8 protein-coding genes and 1 tRNA gene are annotated in these 14,004 nt (G+C 43.5%); 4 read left to right on the top strand and 5 right to left on the bottom strand.

The window, feature by feature from the left end; genetic code table 11:
- Positions 1 to 117: 117 nt before the first annotated feature.
- The 3 genes from ACE1AT_RS02615 to ACE1AT_RS02605 form a co-directional block, all read right to left on the bottom strand.
- The gene (locus tag ACE1AT_RS02615; protein ID WP_374865757.1) at positions 118 to 1,311 is read right to left on the bottom strand and encodes an N-6 DNA methylase; all 1,194 of its coding nucleotides are present in this window, start codon (positions 1,309 to 1,311) and stop codon (positions 118 to 120) included.
- Between the two features lie 10 nt (positions 1,312 to 1,321).
- Complete coding sequence (gene hsdR, locus ACE1AT_RS02610) at positions 1,322 to 3,703, bottom strand: EcoAI/FtnUII family type I restriction enzme subunit R (RefSeq protein ID WP_374865756.1); 2,382 nt, start codon at positions 3,701 to 3,703, stop codon at positions 1,322 to 1,324.
- A 195-nt stretch (positions 3,704 to 3,898) separates the two neighbouring features.
- Positions 3,899 to 3,972 (bottom strand) — tRNA-Pro (locus ACE1AT_RS02605).
- A gap of 189 nt (positions 3,973 to 4,161) precedes the next feature.
- Here ACE1AT_RS02605 and lipA point away from each other — a divergent pair.
- The 4 genes from lipA to ACE1AT_RS02585 all read left to right on the top strand — a co-directional run bounded on the left by lipA (position 4,162) and on the right by ACE1AT_RS02585 (position 8,684).
- Positions 4,162 to 5,034, top strand: a complete 873-nt coding sequence (gene lipA / locus ACE1AT_RS02600; protein ID WP_374865755.1) for a lipoyl synthase — start codon at positions 4,162 to 4,164, stop codon at positions 5,032 to 5,034.
- A 217-nt stretch (positions 5,035 to 5,251) separates the two neighbouring features.
- A complete protein-coding gene (locus ACE1AT_RS02595; protein WP_374865754.1) occupies positions 5,252 to 6,175 on the top strand; it encodes an NAD(P)H-dependent glycerol-3-phosphate dehydrogenase in 924 nt (307 codons plus the stop codon).
- Positions 6,176 to 6,657: 482 nt separating this feature from the next.
- The gene (gene sigC / locus ACE1AT_RS02590) at positions 6,658 to 7,908 is read left to right on the top strand and encodes an RNA polymerase sigma factor SigC (RefSeq protein ID WP_374865753.1); all 1,251 of its coding nucleotides are present in this window, start codon (positions 6,658 to 6,660) and stop codon (positions 7,906 to 7,908) included.
- 320 nt (positions 7,909 to 8,228) lie between these two features.
- Complete coding sequence (locus ACE1AT_RS02585) at positions 8,229 to 8,684, top strand: Fur family transcriptional regulator (RefSeq protein ID WP_026722649.1); 456 nt, start codon at positions 8,229 to 8,231, stop codon at positions 8,682 to 8,684.
- Between the two features lie 124 nt (positions 8,685 to 8,808).
- Here the strand turns inward: ACE1AT_RS02585 and ACE1AT_RS02580 are convergent, their stop codons facing one another.
- Both ACE1AT_RS02580 and cobN read right to left on the bottom strand, forming a co-directional pair.
- Positions 8,809 to 9,984, bottom strand: a complete 1,176-nt coding sequence (locus tag ACE1AT_RS02580; protein ID WP_374865752.1) for a peptidoglycan-binding protein — start codon at positions 9,982 to 9,984, stop codon at positions 8,809 to 8,811.
- Positions 9,985 to 10,009: 25 nt separating this feature from the next.
- Positions 10,010 to 13,996: a cobaltochelatase subunit CobN gene (gene cobN / locus ACE1AT_RS02575; protein ID WP_374865751.1), complete on the bottom strand. Its 3,987-nt coding sequence runs from the start codon at positions 13,994 to 13,996 to the stop codon at positions 10,010 to 10,012.
- Positions 13,997 to 14,004: the final 8 nt, after the last annotated feature.

The following is a 14,004-nucleotide window of genomic DNA, read 5'->3' as shown; positions in this document are numbered from 1 at the left end:
TTTTTATGGTGTAAAAAAGCTGGAATTTGGATGTGGATAATTTATTTATTTTCTGGTTACTTGATTGTTCAAATTCTCATGAGCGCATTTTCTGTTTATGTAGTTTACCCATGCTACTTATTGAAGTGCGGAATGTGGGGTATATGGTTCAAACACCCCGTTAGGTAAACGGACAATGGTATGCAGATTAAAATCCTTGAGCAAATCTTCCTTCAACTTGGCGCAAGTATTATCCCCAAATAGCACCCCATTGGGAAATATTACTGCTGCGCGTCCTGGTTTTGGTCTTTGTCTAAGACGACGCATAATCAACTGAAGGAATAACAACGCCGTTTCCTTAGTTTGTCTATCTGGAGGAAAGTTGTTTTTAATTCTGTCTTCTTCTTCTCCCCCAAACGGCGGGTTAGTAAGAATTATGTCCACCCAATCCTTTTCACCCATTTCGGCAATAGTAAACCGCAGACTGTTACCATCATCAATATCGGGATATTCAAACCCATGTAACAGTAAATTCATGTGCGCTAACATTAACGGCAAAGATTTGGGTTCCCCACCAAAAATACTTTGTTGTAGAATCTTCCAATCTTGGGCACTACACTGTTTTTTCAGATATTCATAGGCTTCCACCAAAAAACCACCAGTACCGCAAGCAGGATCGAGGATTGTTTCCCCCAACTTGGGTTCCATCACCTGCACCATAAACCGCACAACGGGACGAGGTGTATAAAATTCTCCCGAATCCCCCGCAGCGTCGCGCATTTCCTTCAGCATGGACTCGTAGAGAGTACTGAGGATATTTATTTCTTCCGATTTATCAAAGTGAATATCGTTAACCTTGTTTAAAACATCCCACAATAGCGTCCCGCTAGTCATGCGGTTATTAACATCCTTGAAAACCTTAGCAATCACATCAGCGCGTTGATTACCCGTTTTGCTTTTCAGGTTTCGCAAATAAGCCAGCAAACCCTCACCCCGTTCCCCATCTGGTAAAATTGCCTCATCATTGTTGATGAAATTTTTCAGGCGATCGCCAGTAAAATTTTCATTAGCAGCCCAATCACGCCAGCGATAAGGGGGTTGAATCGTGGGTTTATAGGAAATTCCCTCTAATTGCGCTTCTACTTCGTGCAGTTTATCAGAATCATCCAACAACTTTAAAAACAAAATCCAAGTCAACTGCGGGAGACGATCTAATTCTCCATTTAACCCCTTATCCGTTCGCATGATGTCACGCGCTGACTTAATCACGCTACCCAGTTTTTGAGCAGTAGTGACGGGTTTATTGGTTTTCTTGGTAGTGCGTTTTGCCATCTATAAATAATTACGCCGAATATAGTAAATTTTGCAGTTGATTTACCGCATCCCTTAATTGCTGAACCCCACCAAATCGTTGAGCAATTTCAGCCACATTCCCATATTTATCAAACTCGCGGTTAGCCTTAAAAGTCGTGGGAATATTAAACTCATCTACCCCCTTTTGTGCATACTTATCCAAAATCATCTCTAAAATCGCCCTTGCATCTTCCCCATACTGCTCAAAGAAATCAGGATTGCGGCTTCGCAACCGTTCAGCCCTTTGCTTGCAAGTCAGCACCGGAGAATCAAAGGCAATATGACATAATAAATCAAAAGGGTCAGCTTCGGGTTGATTGCTAAGTTTTTTCAAATCCTCAAAATCAATCCCCTTATCCGCTAACAAACCAATTATTTCCGAACGCCCTTGCGGGTCAGCCCAACGTTGCTGTACTTCTAGGGTAGAACGATAGAGAACCCGTACTTCCTCTCTGGTGCGTTCGATGATTTGAGATAACCGTAGCTGATTGTCAGCATCCAAATCGTAAATTTGCTCTTCAATTATTTGTTCCGTTCCCCCATCCACATAAAACTTCCGAGGTGGTGTATCTTCATCCTCTGGTAATCCCCAAAAACCTGCTTTTTCATCTTCTTGTTCTTCTGCTTCTGTTTCCTCAACCTCCAAATCTTCCTCGTGTTGCTCAAGAATACGTCCCCCATCATCCATTTCTGACTCGTTAATTAAAGCGGGTTCCCCATCAAAATCTTTGTCTTCAAATAACACCGTACTCTTGGTGTAATCAATGATATTAAAAGACAACTTACCCTTCTCTTCCCGTACACGAGTTCCCCGTCCAATAATCTGTTTAAAATCGGTCATCGAGCGAATAACCCGCGCTAACACGACATTTTTACAAGTAGGAACATCCACTCCAGTTGTCAGCAACTTAGAAGTTACCGCAATAATATGTGTTTCATCCAACACATCTTTAAACTTATATAAATGTCCCTTACCCACATCCCCAGCATCGGAAGTGATGCGAGAAATATAGTCAGGATTATCCTTGGTAATATCTGTGTTGAGGTTACGTAACTCCTTAATCATCGTCTTGACGTGTTCCTCATCCACACAAAAGACAATGGTTTTGGCATAGCGGTCAGTACTTTTGAGAAAATCGGTAATATGTTGGGCGATCGCTTTTGTTCTTGCTTTTCGTACTAACTTTCTTTCAAAATCAGGAGTTTGGTAAACTTCGTCAGGTATTTCCCGTCCGTAGCGATCGACTTCTCCAGTACTTGCTCGCCATCCTTCTTTATCAGAACGGGTTGTAACGCGATAAACTCGATAGGGAGCTAAGAAACCATCCTCAATTCCTTGTTTCAGGGAATAGGTATAAAGCGGATTACCAAAATAGCGATAGGTATCAACATTATCGTCCCGTAGCGGTGTCGCAGTTAACCCTAACTGATAAGCAGGTTCAAAATATTCGAGAATCTGTCGCCAGTTACTTTCATCCCTAGCACTACCTCGGTGACACTCATCTACAATAATCAAGTCAAAATAGTTACGGCTATATTCTTTGTAAAGTCCGGGACGCTTTTTATCTTGTGCGATCGCCTGATAAATTGCAAAATAAATATCTCTTCCCTTCTTCGCTTCCCCTTGAATTTTATAGATTTTCTCCTCATCAAAAGCAGAAAAATCCTTATTCATGGGGTCGTCAACCAACACATTTCGGTCAGCCAAAAACAAAATCCTCGGTGGACGCACTTCCCCAGAAACATTCCACTCCAAACTGGAAAGTTTCCAGCAAATTTGGAAAGCAGTAGTTGTTTTCCCCGTACCCGTCGCCATCGTTAACAATAGGCGATTTTGACCTTTGAGAATCGCGGAAATTGCAGCATTAATTGCATTACGCTGATAGTACCGCAGTTCCTTACCCTGAGTTAGATCAAACGGAGTCAGTAATTTCTCGGCAATATCTGGTCTAATTTGGTTCTCCCCTTCTCCAGTTAACCGTCGCCAAAGTTCGTCAGGACTGGGAAAAGAGTCCATCTCATCAGACTGTTTACCCGTGATCAAGTCGTACTCCACAACACCCGCGCCATTTGTCGAGTAAGCAAACTTTACCTTTAAAATTAGGGCATATTCTATAGCTTGTTCCAACCCCTCATCAGCAGTTTTATACTTCCGCTTCGCCTCAACTACTGCTATGGGAAAATCTCCATTGTAAAGTAGCAAGTAATCCGCAAACTTTCTTTTACCACGGGGTTGACGCTGATTTTTCGGGCGAATTTTCCCATCCGTGAAGTAATACTGCTCGGTATAATCATGGGGTTCATCTTCCCACCCTGCATTCTTTAGTTTTGGTTCAACATACTTCCGGCAAGTATTAACTTCATTACTCATAGGAGAATTGATTAGTTGCCATTTCTCATAGTTTAACTAGCTGCCAGGTATAAATCACGTCTAGACACTAAAAAAATACGGAACTGCCAAATATGGTAAATCGGCAACATTAATTTGTTAAGACGACATTTAAATCGTTAATAACGACACTAAGTGTTCACTACGACAAATAATTAGTTATTCGACAACAATCAATCGGGATGACTGGATTCGAACCAGCGGCCCCTTCGTCCCGAACGAAGTGCGCTACCAAGCTGCGCTACATCCCGGCACTATAATGCCAATATAGATAGAATATTATCACAACCTTGGTTAAATGACAATTAAAGAAAAAAGCCAAGACATCCGTTCACACTAACCTACTCTATCTTGAAGCCGCTCAAAGGACATCTACATCATTCAGCAGAAGCTTGCTAACATTAACTTTGATAACTATATTTAAGTGGTAAAAGTGGATTGTGACTGTAAAACCAGACTGGTTGCGGGTGAAAGCGCCTCAATGGGAGCGTGTCGGTAATGTTAAAGAGATTTTACGGGATTTAGCCCTGAATACGGTTTGTGAGGAAGCGTCCTGTCCGAATATTGGTGAGTGTTTTAATGCTGGAACGGCGACGTTTTTAATCATGGGGCCTGCTTGTACACGTGCTTGTCCTTACTGTGATATTGATTTTGAGAAAAAACCCAAACCTCTCGACCCCACAGAACCCGCACGACTAGCAGAAGCAGTCCGGCGGATGAAACTGAACCATGTAGTCATTACTTCTGTCAATCGAGATGACTTGCCAGATGGAGGTGCATCACAATTTGTCCGTTGTATTGAAGCAATTCGTGCGATTTCATCTCACACTACTATTGAAGTATTAATTCCTGATTTGTGCGGTAATTGGGAAGCACTAGATTTAATTCTCCAAGGTAAACCAGAAGTTCTCAACCATAATACAGAAACAGTTCCGCGTTTATATCGCCGTGTCCGTCCCCAAGGTAATTACGATCGCACTCTAGAATTATTGAAGCGATCGCGTCAACTTGCTCCTGCAATTTACACCAAATCTGGAATTATGGTCGGACTCGGTGAAACAGATACAGAAATTCGCCAAGTCATGGAAGACTTACGTGCAGTCGATTGTGATATCTTGACAATCGGGCAATACCTCCAACCCAGTCAAAAACACTTGCAAGTAAATACATTTATTCATCCAGATCAATTTGCTGCTTGGCAAGCATTTGGAGAAGAAATAGGGTTTTTACAAGTAGTTTCATCACCCTTGACAAGAAGCTCTTATCATGCTGAACAAGTAAGAGAATTGATGGAAAGATATCCACGTGGGTGACGAAGGGACATGGGGGACAAGGAGGACAAGGGAGACAAGGGGGACAAGGGGGACAAAACAATTCAAAAGTCATAGACGCGCAAGCGGCTTCCCGTTCGACAAAGTCGTTCCCGCAGGGTAGGGTAAGTCAAAAGTCAAAAGCCAAAAATTTCTTAATTTTGAATTTTGACTTGTTTCGCCCGTTCCCCAATGACCAATGACTAATGACAATTGACCAATGACAAAATCAGTAGTAATTCTCGGTGGGGGTGCTTGGGGAAGTGCTTTGGCTGTTTTGGTTAAAGCCAATGACCACAAAGTACATGTTTGGTCGCGTCGTAGTTCGCAAACTTTGGCGAAACTCGTAGAGAATGCGGATATCATTGTTTCTGCTGTTTCCATGAAAGGTGTCAGAGATGTGATTTCTCAACTTCAGTCTTTACCCCTTTCTCCAGAGATGATTTTTGTCACAGCTACCAAAGGCTTAGACCTGCAAACTACTTGTACACCGTCGCAAATTTGGCAAGAAGCTTTCCCAAAAAATCCTGTAGTTGTTCTTTCTGGACCAAATTTATCTCAGGAAATTCAACAGGAATTACCAGCTGCAACGGTAGTTGCTAGCAGTGTTATCGATGCTGCTAAGGTTGTACAGTTGGTATTTTCTTCAAACCGTTTCCGAGTTTATACAAATGCTGACCCCTTGGGAGTGGAACTAGGAGGAACACTAAAAAACGTCATGGCGATCGCTGCTGGTGTGTGTGACGGTTTGCAATTGGGAACTAATGCTAAAGCTGCTTTACTCACCCGTGGTTTAACAGAAATGGTTCGCATCGGTGTTCACTGGGGTGCAAAGCAGGAAACATTTTATGGGTTATCTGGTTTAGGTGACTTGCTGGCGACTGGTAACAGTCCCTTGAGTCGCAATTACCAAGTCGGTTATCAACTAGCTTGTGGCAAAACTCTCACAGAAATCCTCACCCACTTACAAGGTACTGCTGAAGGGATTAATACCACCAAAGTTTTGATGCTGCGATCGCACCAGCAAAATATTTCCATACCTATTACCGAACAAGTGTATCGCCTACTCCAAGCCGAAGTGACTCCCCGACAGGCGCTTGAAGAACTAATGTTACGGAATATCAAGCCGGAATATAACGATTGATTTGTTGATAGTTGGTAGAGACACGAGGAACATCGCGTCTGTGCTGGGAATCCCAACAACAAACACCAAACATGAATTACCAAAATTCCCTGACGAAAAAATATCAAATCTTCAGGAAAGTATCTGCATAGCTATGTAGATATGACTATGCCTGTAAAAGAATAAATTTTTCACTGATAGATGTTTATACCTCGTCATAACAGTCACCGTCAAGCTCGACTACAGTTGAAATTGTAACTAGAAGATTGGTGATTTATAGTCTGGCTTTACCTTTGGATAGCTATTGGTTCATAGGTAAAGCCAGGCGAACAGCTGAATTACGGAGATGTAAGAATAAAAACCAGTATGGTTTTTTGGGAAAAAAACCCAAATATTACTCAAAACCGTGTTAGTTCTTCGTAAATCACGGGAACAATAGCAACAGTTGATTAGATTTAGCTGACCGCAATCTATTGTTACCTGGAGCCATTGAGACGACCCTTATGCCAGCAACATCCTTTTACGCAGATGCCGCCTACGAAACCCAACAACCTCCTCAGATGTTTGATCCAGATCTAACTATTGATGAAACTGAATTAGAGGTAGACGATCTCGAAGAGTTGGAGATGGCTTCTCAAGATCCCGCCAGTTATGCTGTTAGTCCTAACCGTCGCAGCACAGACTTAGTACGTCTGTATCTTCAGGAAATTGGTAGAGTTAGACTTTTAGGGCGGGATGAAGAGGTTGCAGAAGCTCAGAAAGTGCAACGCTACTTGCGGATGCGGATAGTTTTGTCTAATGCTGCCAAGCAAGGAGATGAAATACTTGTACCTTATCTTCGGGTGATCGAAGTTCAGGAGCGTTTAGCATCAGAATTAGGACATCGTCCTTCTATAGAAAGGTGGGCGCGTGCTGCTGGTGTAGATGTTTTTGAACTCAAACAAATATTAGGACAGGGGAAACGGCGCTGGGCTGAAATTGCCAAGTTGACTGTGGAAGAATTAGAGAAGATCCAAAGTGATGGACTCCAATCTAAAGAACATATGATCAAGGCAAACCTCCGCCTAGTTGTATCTGTTGCTAAAAAGTATCAAAATCGTGGTCTGGAATTGTTAGATTTAGTCCAAGAAGGAACTTTGGGTTTAGAGCGAGCTGTTGAAAAATTTGACCCCACCAAAGGTTATCGTTTCAGCACGTATGCTTACTGGTGGATTCGTCAGGGGATTACACGGGCGATCGCTACTTCTAGTCGAACAATTCGTCTCCCAGTTCACATCACAGAAAAGCTGAACAAAATCAAAAAAGCTCAACGTAAAATTGCTCAGGAAAAAGGTCGTACTCCAACCTTAGAAGACTTAGCTCAAGAGTTAGAAATGACACCAGTCCAAGTCCGGGAAGTGTTGTTAAGAGTGCCTCGCTCCGTCTCTCTAGAAACGAAAGTTGGTAAAGATAAAGACACAGAATTGGGTGAATTACTAGAAACCGACAGCGTGACGCCAGAGGATATGTTAATGCGAGAATCTTTACAAAGAGACTTGCACCATCTTTTGGCAGATTTAACCACCCGCGAACGAGACGTTATTTTAATGCGGTTTGGGCTAGCAGACGGTCATCCTTACTCGCTAGCAGAAATTGGACGCGCTCTTGACCTATCACGGGAACGAGTACGTCAAATTGAATCTAAAGCACTACAAAAGCTACGCCAACCCAAGCGACGCAACCTGATTCGCGACTATATGGAGTCTCTGAGTTAGTCATGGATCATTGGGCATTGGGCATTGGGCATTGCTTACTCTCCCTGCTCCCTTGTCCCCCTTGTCTCCCTTGTCTCCCCGTTCCCAGAAACTCTCACTAAGTTATGGGAATTTGTTTGCAGTAATGGAACCGCAGCTAAAAGGCTTATTTCGTCAAGAGATTTTCAAGACGGGGATCACGACAGAGTGTGTTACCTATTAATTTCTTATTGTCAACTGCATAACATTTAGTAAATGTTCTCAATAAGATATCATTGTTGCAAATTGCCCTCAAGTTTTGCTATATTCTCAGCTGAAAGGGTTTGTTGAGAAAAATTAGTATGACGGTCTATACAGCTTCTTCACTCAAGGCAGAACTAAATGATCGCGGCTGGCGTTTAACACCCCAGCGAGAAACAATTCTACACATTTTTCAGGATCTTCCGCAAGGTGAACATCTCAGTGCTGAGGATTTGTATCACAGGCTAGAAACCGATGGCGAAGGAATCAGCCTGTCAACAATTTACCGGACGCTCAAGTTGATGGCACGGATGGGAATTTTACGGGAATTGGAGTTAGGAGAGGGTCATAAACATTATGAATTGAACCAGCCCTATCCTCACCATCACCATCACCTCATCTGTATCAGATGCAACACAACGATAGAGTTCAAAAATGACTCTATTTTAAAAATAGGTGCGAAAACTGCTCAAAAAGAAGGTTATCAGCTACTTGATTGCCAGCTGACAATCCATGCTGTTTGTCCTAAGTGTCAACGAGCATTAATGCCTCTGTAATACTTTGAGTAAATTATTGGGTAAGGTGCTGACATCAAAAACGAGAAATCATTTGAACAGTTTTCGATTGACTGTGAGTGGGGATAGGCAGACTGTAAGTATCAATACTGACAACTGAGCGGAGCTAATAGGTTCCGCTTCTCACGTCACTGAGACTAATGCCATAAAACTCTTGAGCTTGTTTGATAGCTCGTTTTGTTTCATCCCCCATCACACCATTCAGGGGTCCCTTGTAGAAACCACGCTCTTGAAGTCGTCTTTGTATTTCCAAAACGTTAAATTCACTCTTAGATTTAGAAGTAGGATTTAGTACAGCGTACAACTTGGCTCGAGTTGTTGGGCCTGCGACTCCGCTTGCTTTTAGGTAATTATCAGCCTGGAAGCGCCGCACAGCATCAGCCGTATAAGGGCCATAGTAGCCATTTGGTTCTCCCTGTAAATATCCAGCTTTGATTAGTTGTGCTTGTAGGACTCTGACAACTTCACCGCGATCGCCTTGGGTAAGGTTATCTGTATTTTTGGCTGTTTTGGGTGTTTCATTGCCATAACCAACACCAACTGGCGGTAATTTCCGCGTTGTTGCTGATCCCACGATGCCATCAACTTTTAAGTTGTAAGCTTTTTGGAACCGCTTCACAGATTCTTCGGTAATTGGGCCAAATATACCCGTAGATTTCCCGTAATAATAGCCTGCTATTCGTAAGCGCTCTTGCAAGATTTTGACTTCTTTTCCTTCGTCACCTTTCTGTAATAGATTGGGATTATGGCGCTTGTTGGTTGTAGTGACATTCACTGTACTAACTTGTTGAGTTTGATAACTCACAGTACTGAGTTTGGGAGTTTGATAATTCAAATTCCGGAGTTTTGATATTTGGCTACTATTTCTAGTAGCTTTTTTAGTAGCTTTTGGCCATTTTTGTAATGTTTGTAAGGTTGTTGGCCCCGCAACACCGTTAACTTGAATACCAGCAGCTTTTTGAAAACGCCGAACGGCGGCTTCTGTATCAAAGTCGTATACCTGTGTAATGGGCGCTTGATAAAGACCTATATTGCTTAACCTTTGTTGCAAGGAACGAACTGAAGGTCCTTGATCACCTCTTTCTAATGCCAAGGCACTGCCAACAGTACTGAGAACAGACAAGGTGAGAACAAGGGGCAGCATATGTTTCCAAGCCTTGCCAGAAAGACATTTCCAATCTGGTGCTGCTGCGTTCTCAAACCAAGAACTCAAGGCAATTAGCTCATCAGTTGGCGATTCCTCGTAGGCAAAAGCTACGTGCAAATACGCAAGATTGTCCATAGATTTCCCTACACTACTTTCTAATTCAAACTAAATTTTGTTCTATCACTGCTTCTGCTTGATGAATTAAGTTTCTCAAATTTTCGAGTATCTGTAAATTTGCATCCTGCCATAAACCACGTTTGTGTGCTTCCAAAAGTCTCTCAGCCATATCACGCAAGGCATACGGGTTTTTACTCTGGATAAATTCACTGACAGTAGGCTCGAATAGATACGCCTGTGCAATTCCCTCATACATATGATCTTCTACGCATTGGGCTGTAGCATCATAGGCAAATAAATAATCTACCGTCGCTGCCATTTCAAATGCACCTTTGTAACCGTGGCGCATGACTCCTGCGATCCATTTCGGATTGACTACGCGAGAACGATATACTCTAGCAATCTCTTCTTTGAGAGTACGGATTCGTGGTTTGGCAGCAATCGAATTATCTCCAAAATACGTTTCGGGATTTGTGCCTTGCATGGAACGTACTGCTGCGGTTAAGCCTCCTTGAAATTGGTAATAATCATCAGAATCAAGTATGTCGTGTTCGCGATTGTCTTGATTTTGTAAGACAATCTGCATTTGTGAGAGACGTTGTTCAAATGCTTCGGGTGCCGAAACGCCACCTAAACCCCCTAATCCTTCTTGAGAACGGGGTGAACTAGTATAGGCGTAGCAACTCCAATTAATGTATGCACGCGCTAAATCTTGATCATCTGTCCAATTTTGTGATTCTATTAACCCTTGCAGTCCAGCACCATAAGCACCTGGTTTAGAACCAAAAACCCGATAACGCGATCGCACCTGCGCTTCTTCTGAACTCAAGCCTGCTTGCATCCAAAAATCTGTTTCTTGGCGAACTTGTGCGGCGAGGGGGTTTAATGATGGAGGTTCATCCAACATTGCTATTGCTGTGACTGCTTGGTCGAATAAGTCTATCAGATTGGGAAAAGCATCCCGGAAAAATCCAGAAATTCTTAATGTTACATCCACACGCGGATGTCCCAACACTGACAACGGCAAAATTTCAAAATCTACAACTCGTCTTGCTGCACCATCCCAAACAGGCTGTACACCCAACAAAGCCAAAGCCTCAGCAATATCATCACCGCCAGTCCGCATGGTCGCTGTTCCCCACAGAGACAAGCCTAGTGTTTTAGGATACTCACCATGCTCTTGGGTGTAGCATTCAATCAAAGTCTCAGCTGCCCTCCTACCTATATCCCAGGCTATTTCTGTAGGTAAAGCCCGAATATCAAAAGTATAAAAATTATTACCTGTTGGCAGAACCTCCGGACGCCCCCGCGTCGGTGCGCCAGCAGGAGCGCTAGGGACATATCTACCATCAAGTCCCCGCAGCAAGTGAGTAATTTCTTGGTGAGTTTTTTGTAAAGCAGGAAAAAGACGCGACTGTATCCAGGTGAGGGCGCTGAAGTGGGGAGATGGGGAAGTGGGGGAAGAGATTAAGTTTTCTACAAGGGTAGCGGCGTAGGTTTCTAAAACTTCGACTGCATCGCCAACGGTGCGACAGGAATGCTGAAATTTCTCTAGAAGAATTTGACGGCTGTGAGGTGAGAGTTGAGTAGCGAAATCTGCTGTCAACGGATCGAAATCTAAGCCTAAATCTTCGGCTATGGCGCGAGTAAAACCGTTATGATGACGATTGGGATGACGAGTGATCGCTACAATTAAATCTCTTAGTTGTCTTCCGGTTGGACACTGCCCAAAAATGTGTAACCCATCGCGAATTTGGGCTTCTTTCAATTCACACAGATAACCATCGATTTTGCCAATTGGTAATTGGTAATTGGTAATTGATAATTGTTTTTCGTTATTACCTATTCCCAAATCAAGGTGAAGATTTTCTTTGAGAATTAATTCTTGGATGCGATCGCAAACTATACTTAAACGCCCTGGATCTAAACTCTCCGCCTCGTAATACTCATCAATTAAATTTTCCAGTTGCTGCAAACCACCATATAATTCTGCACGAGTCAAAGGCGGGGTCAAGTGATCCACAATTACCGCTTGGGCGCGACGTTTTGCCTGGGAACCTTCACCAGGATCATTAACAATAAACGGATACAAATGGGGAAGCGCCCCCAAAGCCACCTCTGGGTAACAACTATTGGATAAAGCCACACTCTTACCCGGTAGCCATTCCAAATTCCCATGTTTACCCACATGCACCACAGCATCCGCACCAAAACATTCCCTCACCCAGTAATAAAAAGCCAAATAAGCATGAGTTGGTTCCAAATCTGGCGCATGATAATTCAAACTAGGGTCAAGATCATAGCCCCGCGCTGGCTGAATACCTATAAAAATATTACCAAGTTGAATACCGGGGATTGGGCATTGGGCATTGGGCATTGGGCATTGGGCATTGGGCATTGGGAAGAGACTTGTTAAATAATTCCCCCCACACTCCCCACACACCCCGCTCCCCGCTCCCTGCTCCCTGCTCCCTTGTCCCCCTTGTCCCCACCGTTCGCCAATACCCTGCTGCACTTCTTGTGGCAAACTAGCAAAATACTCTTGATACTCTTGTTCAGAGACACTTTGCTGCACCGGACGCAACTCCCTACCTTCTGGATCGTTCGTTACCCCAGCAGTAAGAAGTTGGATTAACTCATCACCAGTAGCAGGAATATTTTCTACCTCGTATCTTGCCAACTGTAAAGCCTGAAGGATTTCCACACAACTAGCTGGTGTATCTAATCCTACGCCATTGGCAATACGACCATCACGGGCGGGATAATTTGCCAAAATCAGAGCAATACGCCGTTCTTGGGGTGGTTTAGAACGTAGACGCACCCAGTTAGCTGCTAATTCAGCGACAAATTCTATGCGATCGCTCACTGGTTCGTATACCATCACATCAGTTTCTAACTGGGGATGGCGGGTTTGTACTGTTTTAAAAGATACAGCCCGACTAATGATGCGTCCATCGACTTCTGGTAGTGCCACATTCATCGCAACATCACGGGGGGAAAGTCCTTGAAACTGCGATCGCCACTGTTCCACACCACCACCGCTTAAAATTACTTGTAATACAGGCACATCCAATTTTTGCCACAGTTCTAGTTGGGGTGCTTCTGTATCCAACCGCGCCAAAGAAAAGCTTGTAGTATTTAGTAATACAGATATGGGCTGTGAATCTTTGGGTTGAAAAAATTCGCTCAATTCTTCTTGTACATCAAGTTCACGTAGCGAAGAAACAAACACTGGTACAGGTTCTAAATTCCGTTTTGCCAAAGCTTCGCACAAAGCATCGATGACTTTGGTATTACCAGCCAGATAATGAGCGCGGTAGAAGAGGATGCCGATTTTGGGGATCGGGGAAGGTGGGGCCCCCTCTGGGGATAAGGGGCAACAGGGATCAGGGATCGGGGACAGGGGGGACAGGGGGGACAAGGGGGAATTATTTAACAGGTCTCTTCCCAATGCCCGATGCCCCATGCCCAATGCCCGATGCCATTCATACAACCCGACACGTGGCACAATTTGGGGTGGTGGTGGGTTAAAGGAAGTGGAAAGGCAATGATCGGCGATATATTCTAGGGCATTAGCAATATTCTCTATACCACCTTCATTAAAATAACGCCAAATTTGATTCACATTCTCCAAAGGCAAGGTAGAGTGAGACATAAGATCAGGATCAAGAGCATCATCGCCTGGCATTACAATTAGGGTTATACCATTGCTTTGTGCTATTTCCTGGACTACCTCTAACCCGTAAGCCCAATAGGAACGTCCTCCTAGTAAGCGCAGAATTATTACCTGGGCTGGTTGTAAAACTTGCTCGGCATAAGTATCAATGCTAATTTGATGCTGCAAGTTCAATAGGTTAGCAACTCTAAATTCAGGAAATGTTGTAGGTAACTTGGGGATTGCAGCTGCCAAAGTTTGAATGTCGGTGTCAGCAGCCGTCAGCAATATAAGTGGGGCTGGAGTTTGTTCTAGGAAGCTTACACCTTCTGATTGGGGGTTCCAACCTCCGGGAGTGGCATTAATTCGATGCATATTCCTGT

Source organism: Pelatocladus sp. BLCC-F211, assembly GCF_041928655.1.
Taxonomy (GTDB): domain Bacteria; phylum Cyanobacteriota; class Cyanobacteriia; order Cyanobacteriales; family Nostocaceae; genus Pelatocladus.
This window is presented reverse-complemented; position numbering and strand designations above follow the sequence as displayed.

What these genes read in the sequence shown, in the direction of transcription:
- cobN (WP_374865751.1), bottom strand. Translation starts at nt 13,996, where the DNA reads ATGCATCGAATTAATGCCACTCCCGGAGGTTGGAACCCCCAATCAGAA.
- ACE1AT_RS02585 (WP_026722649.1), top strand. Translation starts at nt 8,229, where the DNA reads ATGACGGTCTATACAGCTTCTTCACTCAAGGCAGAACTAAATGATCGC.
- hsdR (WP_374865756.1), bottom strand. Translation starts at nt 3,703, where the DNA reads ATGAGTAATGAAGTTAATACTTGCCGGAAGTATGTTGAACCAAAACTA.
- sigC (WP_374865753.1), top strand. Translation starts at nt 6,658, where the DNA reads ATGCCAGCAACATCCTTTTACGCAGATGCCGCCTACGAAACCCAACAA.
- ACE1AT_RS02615 (WP_374865757.1), bottom strand. Translation starts at nt 1,311, where the DNA reads ATGGCAAAACGCACTACCAAGAAAACCAATAAACCCGTCACTACTGCT.
- ACE1AT_RS02595 (WP_374865754.1), top strand. Translation starts at nt 5,252, where the DNA reads ATGACAAAATCAGTAGTAATTCTCGGTGGGGGTGCTTGGGGAAGTGCT.
- ACE1AT_RS02580 (WP_374865752.1), bottom strand. Translation starts at nt 9,984, where the DNA reads ATGGACAATCTTGCGTATTTGCACGTAGCTTTTGCCTACGAGGAATCG.